Annotated in this window: 16 protein-coding genes; 3 read left to right on the plus strand and 13 right to left on the minus strand. The window is 68.0% G+C overall.

All coding sequences use genetic code 11. The annotated features are described in order from the left end of the window. Positions 1–49 precede the first annotated feature (49 nt). The 5 genes from WKR98_RS20600 to metE form a co-directional block, all read right to left on the minus strand. Complete coding sequence (locus WKR98_RS20600; protein WP_124690650.1) at positions 50–781, minus strand: TerC family protein; 732 nt, start codon at positions 779–781, stop codon at positions 50–52. Between the two features lie 201 nt (positions 782–982). Continuing rightward, positions 983–1,687 carry a TerC family protein gene (locus tag WKR98_RS20605; RefSeq protein WP_124690651.1) on the minus strand — a complete coding sequence of 235 codons (705 nt, stop codon included), beginning with the start codon at positions 1,685–1,687 and terminating at the stop codon, positions 983–985. 59 nt (positions 1,688–1,746) lie between these two features. Continuing rightward, positions 1,747–2,628, minus strand: coding sequence for a succinate--CoA ligase subunit alpha (sucD, locus tag WKR98_RS20610; protein ID WP_124690652.1), 882 nt, complete (start codon positions 2,626–2,628; stop codon positions 1,747–1,749). Between the two features lie 38 nt (positions 2,629–2,666). Continuing rightward, entirely contained in the window at positions 2,667–3,827 is a 1,161-nt protein-coding gene (gene sucC / locus WKR98_RS20615) for an ADP-forming succinate--CoA ligase subunit beta (RefSeq protein ID WP_124690653.1), read from the minus strand. Positions 3,828–4,135: 308 nt separating this feature from the next. Next, entirely contained in the window at positions 4,136–6,454 is a 2,319-nt protein-coding gene (gene metE / locus WKR98_RS20620; protein ID WP_341434559.1) for a 5-methyltetrahydropteroyltriglutamate--homocysteine S-methyltransferase, read from the minus strand. 117 nt (positions 6,455–6,571) lie between these two features. Here metE and WKR98_RS20625 point away from each other — a divergent pair, with 117 nt between their 5' ends. Beyond that, positions 6,572–7,516 carry a LysR family transcriptional regulator gene (locus WKR98_RS20625; RefSeq protein ID WP_124690655.1) on the plus strand — a complete coding sequence of 315 codons (945 nt, stop codon included), beginning with the start codon at positions 6,572–6,574 and terminating at the stop codon, positions 7,514–7,516. A 1-nt stretch (position 7,517) separates the two neighbouring features. Here the strand turns inward: WKR98_RS20625 and WKR98_RS20630 are convergent, their stop codons facing one another. From WKR98_RS20630 to WKR98_RS20665, 8 genes are all read right to left on the minus strand, one after another. Beyond that, positions 7,518–9,140, minus strand: coding sequence for a M30 family zinc metallopeptidase (locus WKR98_RS20630; RefSeq protein WP_341434560.1), 1,623 nt, complete (start codon positions 9,138–9,140; stop codon positions 7,518–7,520). Positions 9,141–9,188: 48 nt separating this feature from the next. After that, on the minus strand, positions 9,189–9,491 hold the full coding sequence (locus tag WKR98_RS20635) for a hypothetical protein (RefSeq protein ID WP_341434561.1): 303 nt from the start codon (positions 9,489–9,491) through the stop codon (positions 9,189–9,191). Between the two features lie 63 nt (positions 9,492–9,554). Then, on the minus strand, positions 9,555–10,037 hold the full coding sequence (recX, locus tag WKR98_RS20640; protein WP_124690658.1) for a recombination regulator RecX: 483 nt from the start codon (positions 10,035–10,037) through the stop codon (positions 9,555–9,557). Continuing rightward, on the minus strand, positions 10,024–11,103 hold the full coding sequence (recA, locus tag WKR98_RS20645) for a recombinase RecA (protein ID WP_124690659.1): 1,080 nt from the start codon (positions 11,101–11,103) through the stop codon (positions 10,024–10,026). Before recA ends, recX begins: the two co-directional genes overlap by 14 nt. Positions 11,104–11,231: 128 nt before the next feature. Beyond that, entirely contained in the window at positions 11,232–12,272 is a 1,041-nt protein-coding gene (locus WKR98_RS20650; protein WP_341434562.1) for a MaoC/PaaZ C-terminal domain-containing protein, read from the minus strand. After that, a complete protein-coding gene (locus WKR98_RS20655; RefSeq protein ID WP_341434563.1) occupies positions 12,265–13,152 on the minus strand; it encodes an HpcH/HpaI aldolase/citrate lyase family protein in 888 nt (295 codons plus the stop codon). Before WKR98_RS20655 ends, WKR98_RS20650 begins: the two co-directional genes overlap by 8 nt. A gap of 40 nt (positions 13,153–13,192) precedes the next feature. Then, a complete protein-coding gene (locus tag WKR98_RS20660; protein WP_124690662.1) occupies positions 13,193–13,930 on the minus strand; it encodes a GntR family transcriptional regulator in 738 nt (245 codons plus the stop codon). A gap of 11 nt (positions 13,931–13,941) precedes the next feature. Next, on the minus strand, positions 13,942–15,141 hold the full coding sequence (locus WKR98_RS20665) for a CaiB/BaiF CoA transferase family protein (protein ID WP_341434564.1): 1,200 nt from the start codon (positions 15,139–15,141) through the stop codon (positions 13,942–13,944). Positions 15,142–15,255: 114 nt separating this feature from the next. On the opposite strand from WKR98_RS20665, the gene WKR98_RS20670 reads away from it, so the two are divergent. Next, positions 15,256–16,233, plus strand: a complete 978-nt coding sequence (locus tag WKR98_RS20670) for a Bug family tripartite tricarboxylate transporter substrate binding protein (protein ID WP_341434565.1) — start codon at positions 15,256–15,258, stop codon at positions 16,231–16,233. A gap of 79 nt (positions 16,234–16,312) precedes the next feature. Beyond that, positions 16,313–17,002 carry a response regulator transcription factor gene (locus WKR98_RS20675; protein ID WP_124690665.1) on the plus strand — a complete coding sequence of 230 codons (690 nt, stop codon included), beginning with the start codon at positions 16,313–16,315 and terminating at the stop codon, positions 17,000–17,002. Positions 17,003–17,014 lie beyond the last annotated feature (12 nt).

A 17,014-nucleotide genomic window follows, 5' to 3' on the forward strand; every position in this document is an offset into this window, starting at 1 on the left:
CTGCCGAAGCAGGGCGTGCCATGCCGGGCCTTGCGGCCCCGCGCTCCGGTCAGGCGTGGCTGGCCGGCTGCTGCGCCTTCTTGCGGCGAGCCAACCACATACCCACCCCCACGACGATCAGCGCGCCCAGGATTTCCGCGGCGTAGGTGATCTGGGTGTTGTAGGCCGCCAGCGAACTGGGCTGGATCACATGGGACTGGACCGCGACGTCGGTCGCCAGCATGCCGCCGGCGATCCATCCCAGCAGGGCGCCGCCCAGCGTCACCACGACGGGGAAGCGGTCGATCAGCTTCAGGACCAGGGTGCTGCCCCAGATGATGATGGGCACGCTGACCAGCAGGCCGAAGATGACCAGGCCGATCTGGTGGGATTCGTCCGCCTGCTGGGCCGCGCCGGCAATGGCGATGACGTTGTCCAGGCTCATGACGAAGTCGGCGACGATGATGGTCTTGATCGCGCCCAGCAGCGTGGCGCCGCCCTCGATGTTGTCGTGCGACTCATCCTCGGGCACCAGCAGCTTGATGCCGATCCAGAACAGCAGCACGCCGCCCACGATCTTCAGGAACGGGATCTGCAGCATCGTGACCGCGAAGGCGATAAGCACGACGCGCAGCACGATGGCGCCCGCCGTCCCCCACAGGATGCCCTGCATCCGCCGCTTGGCGGGCAAGTTGCGGCAGGCCAGCGCGATGACCACCGCGTTGTCCCCGCCCAGCAGGATGTCGATCAAGATGATCTGGAATACGGCCGCCCAACTGAGCGTCTGGAAAAATTCAAGCACGTGTAGCTCCCTAAGACAGATCCGGACGAGCGAATCTTCCTGTACGGAAGATAGGTTCTTCCTTGTTTTTCGAATTCACCACGTCTTACGGGACGGCATTTCCAGGCACCCGCATGCCCGTAAATCCCCCGACGAAGACGAAACCGGCCTGGCACAGGAATGCCAGGCCGGTGCACCACGACTATGCAGCGTTGCCGGCCATCAGGCGGGCTGGTCGCCGGAGCGGCGCCGAGACATCAGCACCTTGCCCACCACCAGCACGATGACGGCTCCGAGCACGCCGGCGGCGATCTCGGCACCATGGTGGCTCAGCCCCATGGATGCCTCGACGGCCTCGGTGTGCAGCGCGGGATCGTTGACGAACAGCTCGCCGGCGATGAACCCCAGCAGAGCGGCGCCCAGCCAGACGATGAGCGGGAAGCGCTCGATGACCTTCAGCAGCAGCGTGCTGCCGAAGATCACCAACGGGATGCTGATGGCCAGGCCCAGGACCAGGAGCACGGTATTGCCCATGGCGGCGGCCGCCACGGCAATCACGTTGTCCAGGCTCATGACCAGGTCGGCGATCAGGATCGTGCGGATGGCGGCCATCAGGCCGTCCTTGGCCAGCTTGCCTTCGTCCTCTTCACCTTCCGGCAGCAACAACGAAATACCGATGTACAGCAACAGCAGCGAGCCGATCAGTTTCAACCAGGGCAGCTGCAGCAACTGGGCCGCAACCAGCGTCAGGATGATACGCATCACGATGGCGGCCGCAGAGCCGATCACGATTGCTTTCTTTTGTTGGTGGGCGGGCAGCGAACGAGCTGCCAGCGCGATGACCACCGCGTTGTCCCCCGACAACAGGATGTTCACCCAGATGATTTGAATAAGAGCCAGTACGAAGGCGGCTGAACCAAATTCCACGCTTTTCTCCTGAAATGGCGACGGGCGCGATAGTCAATCGCGCCCGTCTCTCTTCTAATTTACAGCACGGACTTGAGCAGCTTGCCCATTTCAGACGGGTTCTTGGTCGTCTTGATGCCGCAGGCTTCCATGATCTCCAGCTTGGCCTCGGCGGTGTCGGCACCGCCCGAGATCAGCGCGCCGGCGTGGCCCATGCGCTTGCCGGCCGGAGCCGTGACACCCGCGATGAAGCCGACCACCGGCTTCTTCATGTTGTCCTTGGCCCACTGCGCGGCGTTCACTTCGTCCGGGCCGCCGATTTCGCCGATCATGATGACGGCGTCGGTGTCGGGATCGTCATTGAACATCTTCAGCACGTCGATGTGCTTCAGGCCGTTGATGGGATCGCCGCCGATGCCGACGGCGCTCGACTGGCCCAGGCCCAGTTCCGTGACCTGGCCCACGGCTTCGTACGTCAGCGTGCCCGAGCGGCTGACGATGCCGATGCGGCCCTTGCGGTGGATGTGGCCGGGCATGATGCCGATCTTGATTTCATCGGGGGTGATCAGGCCGGGGCAGTTGGGTCCGAGCAGCAGCGTGCGCTTGTTTTCGGCGCGCATGCGGTTGCGGACTTCCAGCATGTCGCGGACGGGAATGCCCTCGGTGATGCAGATGGCCAGGTCCAGGTCGGCCTCGACGGCTTCCCAGATGGCGGCGGCGGCGCCCGCGGGCGGCACGTAGATGACCGACACGTTGGCGCCGGTGGCGGCCTTGGCTTCGGAAACGTTGGCGTAGATGGGCACGCCTTCGAAGTCCTCGCCGGCCTTCTTGGGGTTCACACCGGCCACGAAGCAATTCTTGCCGTTGGCGTACTCGCGGCACATGCGGGTGTGGAATTGACCGGTCTTGCCGGTGATCCCCTGCGTGATCACCTTGGTATCTTTGTTGATCAGAATCGACATTTCGAGTCCTTAATATCCTGTGCTGTGCGCTCGTGCGCTTACTTGGCCGCGGCCACGACCTTGGTGGCGGCTTCGGCCATGGTGTCGGCGCTGATGATGGGCAGACCGGAATCGGCCAGCATCTTCTTGCCGAGCTCCTCGTTGGTACCCTTCATGCGCACGACCAGCGGCACGCTCAGGCTGACGGCCTTGCACGCGGCGATCACGCCTTCGGCGATGACGTCGCAGCGCATGATGCCGCCGAAGATGTTGACCAGGATGGCCTTCAGGCCGGGGTTCTTCAGCATGATCTTGAAGGCTTCGGTCACTTTCTCGGCCGTGGCGCCGCCGCCGACGTCCAGGAAGTTGGCCGGCTCGCCGCCGAACAGCTTGATGGTGTCCATGGTGGCCATGGCCAGGCCGGCGCCGTTCACCAGGCAGCCGATGTTGCCGTCGAGCTGGATGTAGGCCAGGCCGAACTGGCTGGCTTCGATTTCGGCGGGATCTTCTTCATCGGTGTCGCGGTAGGCCACGATCTCGGGGTGGCGGAACAGCGCGTTCGAATCGAAGTTGAACTTGGCGTCCAGGGCGATGATCTTGCCCGAGCCGGTAACGATCAGGGGGTTGATCTCGGCCAGGTCGGCGTCGGTCTCGACGTAGCAGGTGTACAGCTTCTGGATCTGGTCAGCCGCGTCGGCGACCGAGCCTTCGGGAACGCCGATGCCGCGGGCCAGCTGCGAGGCTTCATCGGTGGTCAGGCCCGTGGCGGGGTCGACGAACACCTTCAGGATCTTCTCGGGGGTGGCGTGGGCGACTTCTTCGATCTCCATGCCGCCTTCGCTCGAGGCCATCACGCAGACGCGCTGCGAGCTGCGGTCGGTCACGATGCCGACGTACAGTTCCTTCTTGATGTCGGCGCCTTCTTCGATCAGCAGGCGGCGGACCTTCTGGCCTTCCGGGCCGGTCTGGTGCGTGACCAGCTGCATGCCCAGGATCTGGCCGGCCAGCGTGCGCACTTCCTCGATGGAACGGCCCAGCTTGACGCCGCCGCCCTTGCCGCGGCCGCCCGCATGGATCTGGGCCTTGACGACCCACACCGGGCCGCCCAGTTGTTCAGCGGCCTTGACGGCCTCGTCCACCGAGAACACGGGGATGCCGCGCGGAACGGTGACGCCAAATTTCTTCAGAAGCTCTTTGCCCTGATACTCGTGGATTTTCATGCGGAGCCTTCGCTGTCGGGTAGACGTTGAATGATCGGTTGGAAAAGACCAGCGCGATGACGGGTCATGCGCCTGGATACGGATGGGGATAGCCCAGGCGTAGCCGCGGCCGGGCAAACAAAAGCCCACGGACCTGTACTCGGGACGAGCAAAGTCGCGGGCTGTCGCATAGCGAGGCGATTGGCGGTTACGGGCATGCGCTAAGGTGCCGATTGCATCGGGGGCGCCGGCAGATTCCGGGCGTGGCCGGGAGGCAATGGGCGGGCGATAAAACCCGGAGAGTATAGCACCCCTGCCTGCGGGCCCTTCTACCCCGCGGCGGGGCCGCCCCGCCGGAGCGCGCGCGCCGCGGCCACCATTTCCCGCAGCGCCGCCTCGGCTTCGGGCCAGGCCCGGGTCTTGAGGCCGCAGTCGGGATTGACCCACAGGCGCTCGGCCGGCAGGCGCGCGGCCGCCTGGCGGATCAGCCCGACCATCGCCTCGGCCTGGGGCACGTTGGGCGTATGGATGTCGTAGACGCCCGGGCCGATGTCATTGGGATAGCGGAAACCCTCGAACGCGCCGAGCAGCTCCCTGTTCGAGCGCGAGGTCTCGAGGGTGACGACATCCGCGTCCATCGCGGCGATGGACGCGATGATGTCGTTGAACTCGGAATAGCACATGTGGGTATGGATCTGGGTGTCGTCGCGCACGCCGGCCGTGCAGAGCCGGAAGCTGTCGACCGCCCAGTCCAGATACTCGGCCCGCTGCGCCCGCCGCAGGGGCAGACCTTCGCGAAAGGCCGGCTCGTCGACCTGGATCACGCCTATGCCGGCCGCCTCCAGGTCCAGGGCTTCGCCGCGCAGGGCCAGCGCCAATTGCCGGCAGGTCGTGCCGCGCGGCTGGTCGTCGCGCACGAAGGACCACTGGAGCAGCGTGACCGGCCCCGTCAGCATGCCCTTCACCGGCCGCTCGGTCAGCGACTGGGCGTACGCGGTCCAGCCGACCGTCATGGGCGCCGGACGCGCGATGTCGCCGAACAGGACGGGCGGCTTCACGCAGCGCGAACCGTAGCTCTGCACCCAGCCATTCTGGGTAAAGGCGAAGCCCGCCAGGAGTTCGCCGAAGTACTCGACCATGTCGTTGCGCTCGGCTTCGCCGTGCACCAGCACGTCCAGCCCCACCCGTTCCTGGAAGGCGATGCCGTCGGCGATCTCCTGGCGGATGGCCTTTTCGTAGGCGGCGTCGCCCAGCGCCCCGGCCCGCCAGTCGCGGCGCAGCGCTCGGATCTCCGGGGTCTGGGGCAACGAACCGATGGTCGTGGTGGGAAACGCCGGCAGCCGCAGCCGCGCCCGCTGGGCGGCGGTCCGCTGCGCGAAGGGAGCACGGGCCCGAGCCAGTCCGGCGGCATCCCGCAGGGCGGCCTGGACCGCCGGCAGGTGGATGCGCCGCGACTCGGCGCGCGTGCGCAGGGCGCGGCGCTGCACGGCCAGCGCATCGGCTACCCCGGCCACGCCGTCCGCGGCCTCGCCCAGCTCCAGGGCCCGGGCGAGCAGCGACAGCTCGTCCAGCTTCTGGCGGGCGAAGCTGAGCCAGCTCTTGAGTTCGTCGTCCAGCTGGTCTTCGGCCGACAGGTCCACCGGCACGTGCAGCAGCGAGCACGACGGCGCCAGCCACAGGCGCTCGCCCAGGGCCGCGGCGTACGGCGACAGCCGCGCGCGCCAGGCATCCAGGTCGGCGCGCCAGACGTTGCGGCCGTCGATCACGCCGGCCGACAGCACCTGGCCTGCCCGCAGTCCGGCGGCCACGGCCGCCAGTTGCTCCGGCGCGCGCGCCAGGTCGACGTGCAGCCCGGCCACGGGCAATGCCTGGACCACCTGCAGATTGTCGTCCAGCGCGCCGAAATACGTGGCCAGCAGGATGGAGACCGGCGCGCCGGCCAGCCGCTCGTACACCGCGGCAAAGGCCTCGCGCCAGGCGGCGGGCAGGTCCAGCGCCAGGATGGGCTCGTCGATCTGCACCCAGCGCACGCCCAGGCCGGCCAGCCGCGCCAGCACTTCTTCATAGACGGGCAACAGGTCCGCCAGCAGCGCCAGCTTGTCCGCGTCGCCCGCGCCCCGGTAGGCCTCGCCCTTGCCCAGCCACAGCCAGGTCAGCGGACCGGGAATGACGGGCTTGGCCGCATGGCCCAGCGCCCGCGCCTCGCGCACCTGCTCGAACAAGGTGTCGCGGGCGATGCGGAATTGCTGCCCCGGATGCAGTTCCGGCACCAGGTAGTGATAGTTCGTGTCGAACCACTTGGTCATCTCGCACGCCGCAGCCGGCGAACCGCCCGGCGCGCGGCCCCGGGCCATCCGGAACACGGTGTCCAGCGTCACGGGCGCATCGCCGGCCTGGCCGAAACGCGCGGGAACCGCTCCCACCGTGGCCGACCACTCCAGCATGTGGTCGTACCAGGCGAAGTCGCCCACCGGCACCAGGGCTGCCCCGGATGCCGCCTGGACGGCCCAGTGGCGGGCGCGCAGTTCGCGTCCCGCCTGCTCCAGCGCTTCTTGCGTGGACAGCCCGGCCCAGTAGCTTTCCAGGGCGCGCTTGAGTTCGCGGCGCACGCCGATGCGGGGGAAGCCCAGGTTGTGCAGCGTAGCCATGTCCGTGTCGCGTCCGACCTATCCGATGAAACACGGCATTGTGCAAGGCGGATGGCTTGAATCAAAATCAAGTTCTACATAACTAGTATGAATTTTTCTCAAGTTATGATGGCAGCCATGATAGACATCCGCCATCTCGAAACCCTGGTCGCCATACGCGAGGGCGGCAGCCTGGTCGAAGCGTCCGAGCGCCTGCACGTCACGCAGTCCGCGCTGTCGCACCAGTTGCGCGAACTGGAAGAACGCCTGGGCACGCAGTTGCTCAACCGGCGCACGCGCCCGCTGCGCTTCACCACGGCCGGCCTGCGCGTGCTGGCCCTGGCCGACGACGTCCTGCCCCGCATGCGGGCCGCCGAACGGGAACTGGGGCGCCTGGCGGCGGGACGCACCGGCCGCCTGCACCTGGCCATCGAATGCCATTCCTGCTTCCAGTGGCTGATGCCGGCGCTGGACGTGTTCCGCGAACAATGGCCCGAGGTCGTCCTGGACCTGTCCGCGGCCTTCTCCTTCGCGCCGTTGCCCGCGCTGGTGCGCGGCGACCTGGACCTGGTGATCACGTCCGACCCCATCCGCCTGGACGCGGTGCGCTACGTGCCGCTGTTCCGCTACGAACTGGTGCTGGCCGTGGCGCGCAACAGCCCGCTGGCGACGTTCAAGACCCTGGAGCCGGCGCAACTGGCGGAACAGACACTGATCACCTACCCCGTCGAGCGCGACCGGCTGGACATCTTCACCGCCTTCCTGGACCCTGCCGACGTGGAGCCGGCGCAAATCCGCACCACCGAACTCACGCCCATGATCATCCAGCTCGTGGCAAGCGGCCGCGGCGTGACGGCCATCCCCAACTGGGCGCTGACCGAATACCTGGACCAGGGCTTGCTGCATGCCTGCCGCCTGGGCGCGGAAGGCGTCTGGCGCACGCTGTACGCGGGCGTGCGGGTCGAGGACCAGGACGCGCCCTACATCCTGAACTTCCTGGACATCGCGCGCGAACTGACGTTCCGGAACCTGACCGGCATCCGGGCGCCCCGCGGCGAACGCCAGGCCGCCCCGGGGCCCTGAGCTACTGGACGACGACGGTCAGGGCCGAACCCGCCGGCACCGCCACGGTTTCGGAATACGACGCGCCCGACGGCCGGCGCACCACCGGAAAATGGCCCGAGGCCTTGAGCGTGGACGGCGAACTGGACGGCAGCGTGCGCAGCGAGGCGTAGTCGGGGCCGTTGATGGCGGGCAGGTCGTAGCCGCCCTGCGTCCGGCGCGGATAGCCGAACCCGGCTGGCGGCGACGCGGGCAACAGGGCCAGCGCCGCGCCCCAGTCGCGCAAGGCCGGACGCGCGCCCGCGCCACCCGCCTGCCTGACGGCCTGGTCGAGCAGCGTGAACGAATCGGTGGACGAGGTGCCGCGCAGCAGGTTGCGGTAGAAATCCGTGCCATATTGCCGCAGCAGGTAGCCGCCGTAGTTGGCGGCGATGGGATACGAGAAACAACTGGAGGACACGCTGGCGTCCCAGCCCCGGATGTAGTCGCAGTTCTGGCTCTGGTGGAGCCAGTTGCCGTAGTCCCCGTCCCGCAACGGGTTGAAGCCCGGCACCACCCGGCCCGAAGCCAGGTCTTCCATCATCAATGCCGTGGTCTCTTCCAGCCAGACCGCGAAGCGGTTGTCCGGACTCACGCCCGTGCGCGCGGCGCGCTGGTAGAAATTGACCATGTGGGTCATCTCGTGCGCCAGCGTCGTATAGCCGGTGTTCCGGCCCGCCTGGCCGCCCAGGTACATGGTCTCGGTGTCCAGGAACAGCACCACCGCCTCGTTGCTGAGCCCCTCGTAGCTCTTCAGGAAGGCATTGGCGCTGAAGAAATAGCCGATCACGCCCCAGGCCTTGCCGTCGGGCGTGATGTTGGACAGCACGATGTGCAGGTCCTGGTCAGCGCCGATATAGCCGCTGCCGACGGTATCGCCCCAGGGCTCGCCCGCGAGGTCGGTCACGATGGGATAGACGGAATCCTGGTTCGACGAGAACCGGCTCTTCAGGCTGTCCAGCAGGGCCTCGCTCACCTTCGCGGCGGACCGCTCGCCGTCCTGTACCCAGATGTTCAGCCAGCGCCCGTCGGAGGCCGCCCAGCGGCGGGCCAGCGTGGCCTGGAACCTCGTACCGCCGCTGTCCTGCCATTCCCGTGTATCGCCTTCGACGGCGGCGCGCACCGCGGCGGCGGGCCCTTGCCGCGCCGAGGCTTGCGGCTGGGACGCGCGATCGACCGGCGGCTGGTAGTCGCGGATATGCGCGGGGATCTGGTTGACGCCCGGCAGGTGATCCGGATCGGACGGGGCGTCTATTTTCGACGCCGTGGCGGGCCGATCCGCCACGGATGTGCTGACCGAGGCCATGCCGGCATCGCGGTCGGACACATTGGTGAAGACCAGGGTGACGGTGCGGCCGCTGACGCCATTGAGGGTGATCGGCACGGACGTGCCCGAACTCGAGCCGCTATTGTCGTAGCGCCAGATGCCGACGCCGCTGCCGCGATAAGTCTGGGCGTCTGACGCGCCGCACTGCGCGCCGCTGCACGCCACCGACAACACGCCCGATCCGGACACCTCGCTGCCCCCGCCGCCACAGGAGGCCAGCAGCGCCGCCAACGAGATTCCGGCCAATGTCCGGATGGTACCCACGGTCTCGCGATTCATCTTGCCCCCGCCGAAGAAGCCTTGGCGCAACATACCATGGCACGCGGACTAGCGGATGGACTGCACCTGCAACTGGGCGGGCATCCCGCCACCGGCCTCGCTGGCGGAACGGGCCACCGTGCCGGTGACCGTGACGGTGCGGGATTGCAGGTCCTGCATCTGCTGCCGGGTCAGGCCGCGCAGGTCCCATTGCCGCTCGCCCGATTCGAGCACGGCCACGACGAAAGGCTCGTTGCCCTTGAGCACGAGACGCCCTTCCAGCGTGATCACGTCGCCCGCCTGGGGAGCGGGCTGGGCGCAGGCCAACAGGCTGGACACGCTCAGGCACAGGGCCAGCAACAATGCACGCATAGCGGCCTCGCGGCGAAAACGGATGCGGAAAGTGTACGGGGGTTCGGGAAAGCGGCCTAGGCCCTAATCTTGATCCAGGTCGTCGAGATCGACGCCTCGCAACACCTGCCTGATGGTGGACTGGCCGAAGCCCCGTGACATCAGGAAACGCACCTGCTTGGCGCGCTGGCTGGCATCGGCGGGCAGCGTGCCGAAGCGCTTGCGCCACACCTCGCGCGCCCGGGCCAGTTCGGTGGTTTCGAGCGTGTCCCGCAGTTCGGCGATTTGCGCATCCGCCACGCCATGCTGGCGCAACTCATGCATGATGCGCAGGGTGCCCTGCTTGGCCGCCAGCCGATGCACCACGCTCTGCGCGTAGCGCTGGGTGGACAGCCAGCCTTCCTTCTCCAGGCTGTCGAGCACGGCGCGAACCTCGTCCTCTTCCCCGAAACGGGCAAGCTTGCGGCCCAGTTCCAGGCGGCTGTGTTCGCGCCGGGACAGATAGCCCACCGCCCGGGCCTTCAACGAAGGGCCGGAGGCGGGCTTGCCGTCGTCACTCGTCCTCAAGCTCGGCTTCGGTCACTTTGCCGGCGCCGGCGACCCGGGCGGCCACGCCCAGGCTGTCGCGCACGCGGTTCTCGATCTCGATGGCCATTTCCACGCGTTCCTTCAGGAACTCGCGGGCATTGTCCTTGCCCTGGCCGATGCGCTCGCCGTTATAGCTGAACCACGAACCGGACTTCTCGACGATGCCTGCCTGCACGCCCAGGTCCAGGATCTCGCCTTCGCGCGAGATGCCGGCGCCGTACATGATGTCGAACTCCGCGCTCTTGAACGGCGGCGACACCTTGTTCTTGACGACCTTGACCCGGGTCTCGTTGCCGATGACCTCGTCGCCCTTCTTGATGGAACCGGTGCGGCGGATGTCGAGGCGGACCGAGGCGTAGAACTTCAACGCGTTGCCGCCGGTGGTGGTTTCGGGGTTGCCGAACATGACGCCGATCTTCATCCGGATCTGGTTGATGAAGATGACCATGCAATTGGTGCGCTTGATCGAGGCGGTCAGCTTGCGCAGCGCCTGGCTCATCAGGCGGGCCTGCAGGCCGGGCAGCGAATCGCCCATCTCGCCTTCGATTTCGGCCTTGGGCACCAGCGCCGCGACCGAGTCGATGACGATCAGGTCGACCGCGCCCGAGCGCACCAGCGCGTCGGTGATTTCCAGGGCCTGTTCGCCGGTGTCGGGCTGCGAGATCAGCAGGTCGGTCAGGTTCACGCCCAGCTTGGAGGCGTACTGGACGTCGAGCGCGTGCTCGGCGTCGATGAAGGCGCAGGCGCCCCCCAGTTTCTGCATTTCGGCGACGACCTGCAGCGTGAGCGTGGTCTTGCCGGACGATTCCGGGCCGTAGATCTCGATGACCCGGCCGCGCGGCAGGCCGCCGACGCCCAGGGCGATGTCCAGGCCGAGCGAACCGGTGGAGACGACCTGGATGTCGTGCTCGACCTCGTTGTCGCCATAGCGCATGACCGAGCCCTTGCCGAACTGCTTTTCGATCTGGGACAGCGCGGCGGCCAGGGCCTTGGTCTTTTCGTTCTGGGCAGCGGCTGCGGCCTTGGAAGCTTTGGTGTCGTCCATTCTGGGATCCTTGGGTTGATGGGCGAATTATGGCACTGCCCGATACTGTATAAAAAAACAGTATGGGACTGCAAGCTCCCAGGCCAAATTAACAACGGAAATTTCGAAACAGGAGCGTCTGCCCCCGTTCAGTACCCCGCCCTGGCATAAGGATTGGCCCCCCGCCTGTACACCATCAGCGCGCGGCGGTAGCGGTTGATCATCTCCCCCCGCTGGTTGCGCGCCTCGGTCAGCACCGTCACCACGCCCTGGTCGGGCCGCGAACCGGACAGGCGCGTGCCCTCGACCGTGGAACGCGCCTCGAGCGTGTCCCCCGGCATCAGGTCGGCGCCGAACTCCACGTCGGTCCATCCCAGGTTGACGGTGACCCGGCCGAAGGTGCGCGTGGACAGCGCCACGGCCACGCCTATCCCCCAGGTCTGCGGCACCACCGGCGCGGGCAGCCCCAGCGCCTGCGCAAAGGCATGGTCGTGGCTTTGCGGCTGCCACTCCATGGCGCGCAGCGCGTGCAGCGTGGCTTCCTCGGCCAGCAGGGTCTTGCGCGGGCTGTGGACGAAGGTTTCCCCCTGCCGCAGGTCCTCGAAGAAAAGGCCTGTCTGCTCGACCCAGGCGCCGTCCTCGCGCGCGGCATGCGACAGGAAGCGCGCCTCGTCCGCCGCCGAGGCGCCCGCGACCACATCGGGCCCCGCCGCGCCGTGCCATAGCTCGACCACGTAGCGCAGTTCGGCCACCTGCTCGCCGCGCTGGTTGTAGCCGCGCGTGAGCAGGCTGGCGCGGCCCAGGTGCGCGTCCACCGGCTCGGTGGCCAGCACTTCGGTTTCGACATACAGGGTATCGCCGCCGAACATGGGCCGGGTCAGCGCGATGCTGGACATGGACACGATGCGGCGGCGACGGCCGAAGGTCTTGGACGTCATGCCGATCAGCCGCTGCAGGGTCAGCGTGCTGACCATCAGGGGCCGCTTCCAGTCCGTCAGCCCGGCGTAGCAGTCGTCGTAGTGGACCATGGCGGCATTGATGGAATCCAGGGCCTCGGCCACGTTGTCCTGCTGCGAGAACGTGATGCCCGGCCGATGGACGAAACGCTGTCCGGCCGACAGGTGCTCGAAGCCCAGGCCGAAGCGTTCGGCATACAGGCCGTCGCCCAGGTGGTAGTAGGAACTATGCATGATGGTCTCCAACGGCGGAGGGGTTCGGGGCGGCGGCACGCCGCAGGATGCGCAGGGCGCTCTGATAGACGGGCTCGTCCACCATGGTGGCCCCCACGGCGCAGGCGCGGCGGCCGGCGCGTTCGTAGGCGGCGGCCACCTCGCCGGCCCACGCCAGCCGGCGTGGATCGGGCGCGAAGGCCTGCACGATGATGGGCCACTGGCGCGGATGGATGGCGAGCTTGCCGGAGAAGCCCATGGCGCGCGCCCGTTCGCAATCGACGCGCAGGCCGGCGTCGTCGTCGATGGCGATATGCGGCACGTCCAGCATGGGCACGCCGCTGCCGGCGGTCTCGAACAGCAGGCGCCCGCGCACGTAGGCCAGCGCGTCCCAGGCGTTGTCCGCGCCGGTCTCGACACTGAAGTCCGCGGCGCCGAAGGCCATCGCCGCCAGCCACGGCCCGGCATGCGCGATGTCGGCCGCGCGGCGCACGCCCCGCGCCGACTCCACCAGCGCCATCAGCCGCAGCGCAGGGTTGGCCGCGGCCGCGTGCGTGTGGACCATGCGCAGTTCGGAGGCATCTTCGGCCTTGGGAACGGCCACGAGATCCAGGGCGGGCAAGGCGCCCGCGTGGGCCAGCGCGTAAAGGTCCTCCAGACCCGCGGGGGTCTGCGGGGAAGACACCCGCAGCGCCACCGCGGGCGCCCCCGGGCCGACCACGGGCAGCGCCGCCAGCCAGGCCAGCGCGTCGCGCCGGGCGGCGGCCTTGTCGGCCGCCGGCACGGCGTCCTCGAGGTCGATGATGACGCCCGGCGCGCCGCCGCGCAGCGCCTTGTCGTAGCGGTCGGGCCGGTTGCCGGGACAGAACAGGAAGGTGGAAGGAACGACGGGGTGGGTCACACGGGCTCTCCGGGACAAGGTCGCGGCCCGCGCGATCGGATCAGCCGATCGGCTCTCGCCGCATCACGGTGCTGAACAGGTGCCGCCCTTCGGGGAAGAGTCCCACCGAGGCGACGATCAGGTCTTTCTTGGTGCCGTAGTACCAGGTGCGCGTGCGCAAGGTCGGCGTGCTGAAGCGGGTCTGCAGCAACTCGGCCTGCGCCCGGGTCAGCCGGACGGCATCGATTTCCTGGCGGATTTCGCACACCCGGTCGCCACGCCGTTCGGCCAGCCATTCGGCCACGGAGGCCCGATAGCCATCCAGTTGCTCGAGCGCGTCGGCATACAGCGGCGGGATGTGGTGTTCGCTGTAGACGACCGGCGGCGCGCCCTCGGCCTGGCGCAGGCCGGTCACCCGGATGAAGCGCTGGCCGGCGGGCAGCCGCAGCGCGCGGGCCGAGCCCTCGTCGCCGTCGACCTCGCGGATGTTCAGGGTATGGAAGCGAAAACCGCGGGTGAAGCGCAGGATGTCGTCCACCGTGTTGCCCACGTGCACGAAATTGCCCGAGGGCTGCGCCGATTCCACGCGGGTCCCGATGCCGGGCCGGCGGCTGACCAGTCCCTGCACTTCCAGTTCGCGCAAGGCTCCGCGCACGGTGATGCGGCTGACGTTGAACTGCTGCCCCAGTTCGTTCTCGGTGGGCAGCAGGCTGCCGGGTGGATATTCGCCATCGCGGATCCGCCGGATCAAGGTCTGGGCCAACAGCTTGTACTGCGAACCGGCACTGCGCTGGAACATGAGGCGACACGTCAGAGAACACCAAGGGTCCTTAGTCTACCTTGCTCCTCTTCGTCGATCCCGATGCCGGCCAGCAGCTCGCGGGTATCGGCGCCCATGGCCGGCGCGGGTCCGACAGCCGCCGCCGGCCGCGACGTGCGCAGCGGACTGTCCAGCACCCGCAGCGCGCCGCCGCCGGCCAGGTCGACGCGGCGGACCCTGCCGTCGGCCTGGGCCAGGGGCGCATCCAGCGCCTGCCCCACGGACCATACGGGCGCGGCCGGCACCGTGCCGGCGAAGTGCTGCATCCACTCGGCCGTGGTGCGGGCGGACAGCGCCTCGTCCAGCAGGCGGGTCAGTTCCTCGCGATGCCGACCCCGGGCGCCGAAGTCGACGAAGCGCGCATCCGCGATCCATTCCGGCCGCCCGATCCGCTCGCACAGGTTGCGCCAGAATTTTTCCTTGTTGCACATCAGGTAGATCCAGCCGTCGCCGGTGCGGTAGAGCTGGCACGGCGTGAGCGAGGGGTGGCCGGACCGGGGCTGGCGGTCGGTCTCGGCGGCGCCGTTCAGGTACCACGCCGCCACGTAATTGAGGTTGAACAGCGCGACGTCGTACAGGCTGGTGTCGACGTCGCATCCCTTGCCGCTGCGCGCGGCCTCCAGCATGCCGCTGAGCAGCCCCACCGACATCATCACGCCGGTCATGTAGTCGACCAGCGACAGCCCCATGCGCGACGGCGCGGTGTCCGGTTCGCCGGTCAGCGAAAAATAGCCCGCCTCGGCCTGCATCAGGTAGTCGTAGCCCGGCCAGGCCGCGCGTTCGCCGGTGCGGCCATAGGCCGATATGTGGGCGCAGACCACGGCCGGATTGACGTCCTTCAAGTCTTCGTAGGTCAGGCCCAGCTTGCCCGCGACGTCGCCGCGCAGGTTGTCGACCACGCCGTGCGCCGTGGCCGCCAGCTTGCGGAACACCGCCCGGCCCTCGGGATGGGCGAGGTTCAGCGTGATGCTTTTCTTGCCCTGGTTCAGGCTCTGGAAGAACAGGCTTTGCGCGCTGTCGGGCAGGTCCGCGAGGAAATGCGGCCCGACCAGCCGCGATACGTCGCCCCCTTGCGCGGCCTGCTCGACCTTGATGATCTCGGCCCCCAGCGCGGCCAGCAACTGGGTGCCGAAAGGCGCCGCGCCGTACTGCTCGACGGCAAGAATGCGGAACCCGTGAAGTAGCGACATGAAGCTCCCCGGACGATGTTGGAAAAGGACATCTTGAGTTTGTTATAACAATATATCAAAATCCGGAAACAGAAAAGCCACACCAATGGCACCATTCGCGAGGAGACCCTTCCCATGAACAAACTGCTTTCGCTGCTCTGCCTGGCCGTGGGCCTGGCCAGCCAACCCGCCCTTGCCGACCAGGCGTTCCCCAGCAAGCGGGTGCGCGTGATCATCCCCTTCCCGCCCGGACAGGGCTCGGACATCCTCGCCCGCGCCATCGGCGACAAGCTGGCGCAGAAGTGGGGGCAGCCGGTGGTGGTGGAGAACCGCGCCGGCGCCAACGGCTCCATCGCGCTGCAGGAAGTGGCGCGGGCCGAGGGCGACGGGTACACGCTGCTGGTCACCTCCAACTCCCCGGTCGTGATCAATCCCAATCTGTACAAGCACCTGCCCTACGACGTAGGGCGCGACTTCCAGCCCGTCGCGCTGCTTGCCGCCACCGACATGCTCATGGTGGTGAACGCGCAGTTCCCCGCCACCACGCTGCGCGAGGTCATCGCCCAGTTGAAGGCCAATCCCGGCAAGTTCAGTTACGGATCGCCCGGCACGGGATCCACCAGCCACCTCAGCATGGAAGTCTTCAAGCAGCTGGCGGGCGTGGATCTCGTGCACGTGCCCTACAAGGGCAGTCCGCCGGCGTTCACGGACCTGATCGGCGGTTCGATCAAGCTGATGATCGACGCCCTGCCCAGCGCCATGCCCCAGGTGAAATCGGGCCGGGTCCGGGCCATCGCCATCACCAGCAGCGACACGCCCTCCACCCTCATGCCGGACGTGCCGCTGGCCAGCAGCGCCGGCCTGACCGGCCTGCCGGGACGCGCCTGGTACGGCATGTTCGCGCCCAAGGCCACGCCCCCCGCCACCATGGCCCGCATCGTCGCCGACGTACGGGCGGTGCTGCAGACCCCCGAGATCGTGGCCAAGCTGCCCCAGCTCGGCCTGGAGGCCGTCGCGCCCATGACGCCCCAGGAATTCGGCAGCTTCGTGGACAAGGAAACCGCCTACTGGGCCGACGCGACGCGCCGCACGGGGATGTATCAGATCGAATAGCGCTAGTGACGGGGACGCGCGCCTGGGGGACAATGCGTCGGGGCACCTTGATGCATTACCCCGAAGCTACAATTCCCCCATGCGCATCCTCATCGCCGAAGACGACAACATCCTTGCCGACGGCCTGTCCCGCTCCCTGCGCCAGAACGGCTACGCCGTCGATGCCGTCCACGACGGACTCGAGGCGGACTCCGCGCTGGCGGCGCAACCCTTCGACCTGCTGATCCTGGACATCGGCCTGCCCCGGCTATCGGGCACCGAGGTCCTGCGCCGGCTGCGGTCGCGCAACTCGCACATGCCGGTCCTGATCCTGACCGCCGCCGACAGCGTGGAGCAGCGCGTCAAGGGACTGGACCTGGGCGCCGACGACTACATGGCCAAGCCCTTCGCGCTGTCCGAGCTCGAGGCCCGCGTCCGCGCGCTGACGCGGCGCGGCGCGGGCGGCGGCCCGGCGGTGCTGCGTCACGGCCGCCTGGCCTTCGACCAGGTCGGCCGGGTGGTGACCATCGACGAGCAGATCGTCGAGCTGTCCGCGCGCGAAGTCAGCCTGCTGGAAGTCCTGCTGTCGCGCAGCGGCCGCATGGTCAGCAAGAAGCAGTTGGTGGACCATCTGTGCGAATGGGGCGAGGAAGTCAGCACCAACGCCATCGAGGTCTACGTGCACCGGCTGCGCAAGAAGCTGGAATCGGGCGGCGTCAAGATCGCCACCGTGCGCGGGCTGGGATACTGCCTGGAACGCGAGCCCGGCGCCCAGCACGGCGCGGCCTGACCCGGCTTGGGG

The organism is Pigmentiphaga sp. YJ18 (assembly GCF_038066655.1).
Taxonomy (GTDB): Bacteria; Pseudomonadota; Gammaproteobacteria; order Burkholderiales; family Burkholderiaceae_B; genus Pigmentiphaga.

Coding starts and splice junctions, on each gene's coding strand:
- WKR98_RS20665 (WP_341434564.1), bottom strand. CDS start 15,141: ATGTCGCTACTTCACGGGTTCCGCATTCTTGCCGTCGAGCAGTACGGC.
- recA (WP_124690659.1), bottom strand. CDS start 11,103: ATGGACGACACCAAAGCTTCCAAGGCCGCAGCCGCTGCCCAGAACGAA.
- WKR98_RS20670 (WP_341434565.1), top strand. CDS start 15,256: ATGAACAAACTGCTTTCGCTGCTCTGCCTGGCCGTGGGCCTGGCCAGC.
- WKR98_RS20660 (WP_124690662.1), bottom strand. CDS start 13,930: ATGTTCCAGCGCAGTGCCGGTTCGCAGTACAAGCTGTTGGCCCAGACC.
- sucD (WP_124690652.1), bottom strand. CDS start 2,628: ATGTCGATTCTGATCAACAAAGATACCAAGGTGATCACGCAGGGGATC.
- WKR98_RS20675 (WP_124690665.1), top strand. CDS start 16,313: ATGCGCATCCTCATCGCCGAAGACGACAACATCCTTGCCGACGGCCTG.
- WKR98_RS20635 (WP_341434561.1), bottom strand. CDS start 9,491: ATGCGTGCATTGTTGCTGGCCCTGTGCCTGAGCGTGTCCAGCCTGTTG.
- WKR98_RS20630 (WP_341434560.1), bottom strand. CDS start 9,140: ATGAATCGCGAGACCGTGGGTACCATCCGGACATTGGCCGGAATCTCG.
- metE (WP_341434559.1), bottom strand. CDS start 6,454: ATGGCTACGCTGCACAACCTGGGCTTCCCCCGCATCGGCGTGCGCCGC.
- sucC (WP_124690653.1), bottom strand. CDS start 3,827: ATGAAAATCCACGAGTATCAGGGCAAAGAGCTTCTGAAGAAATTTGGC.
- WKR98_RS20650 (WP_341434562.1), bottom strand. CDS start 12,272: ATGCATAGTTCCTACTACCACCTGGGCGACGGCCTGTATGCCGAACGC.
- WKR98_RS20625 (WP_124690655.1), top strand. CDS start 6,572: ATGATAGACATCCGCCATCTCGAAACCCTGGTCGCCATACGCGAGGGC.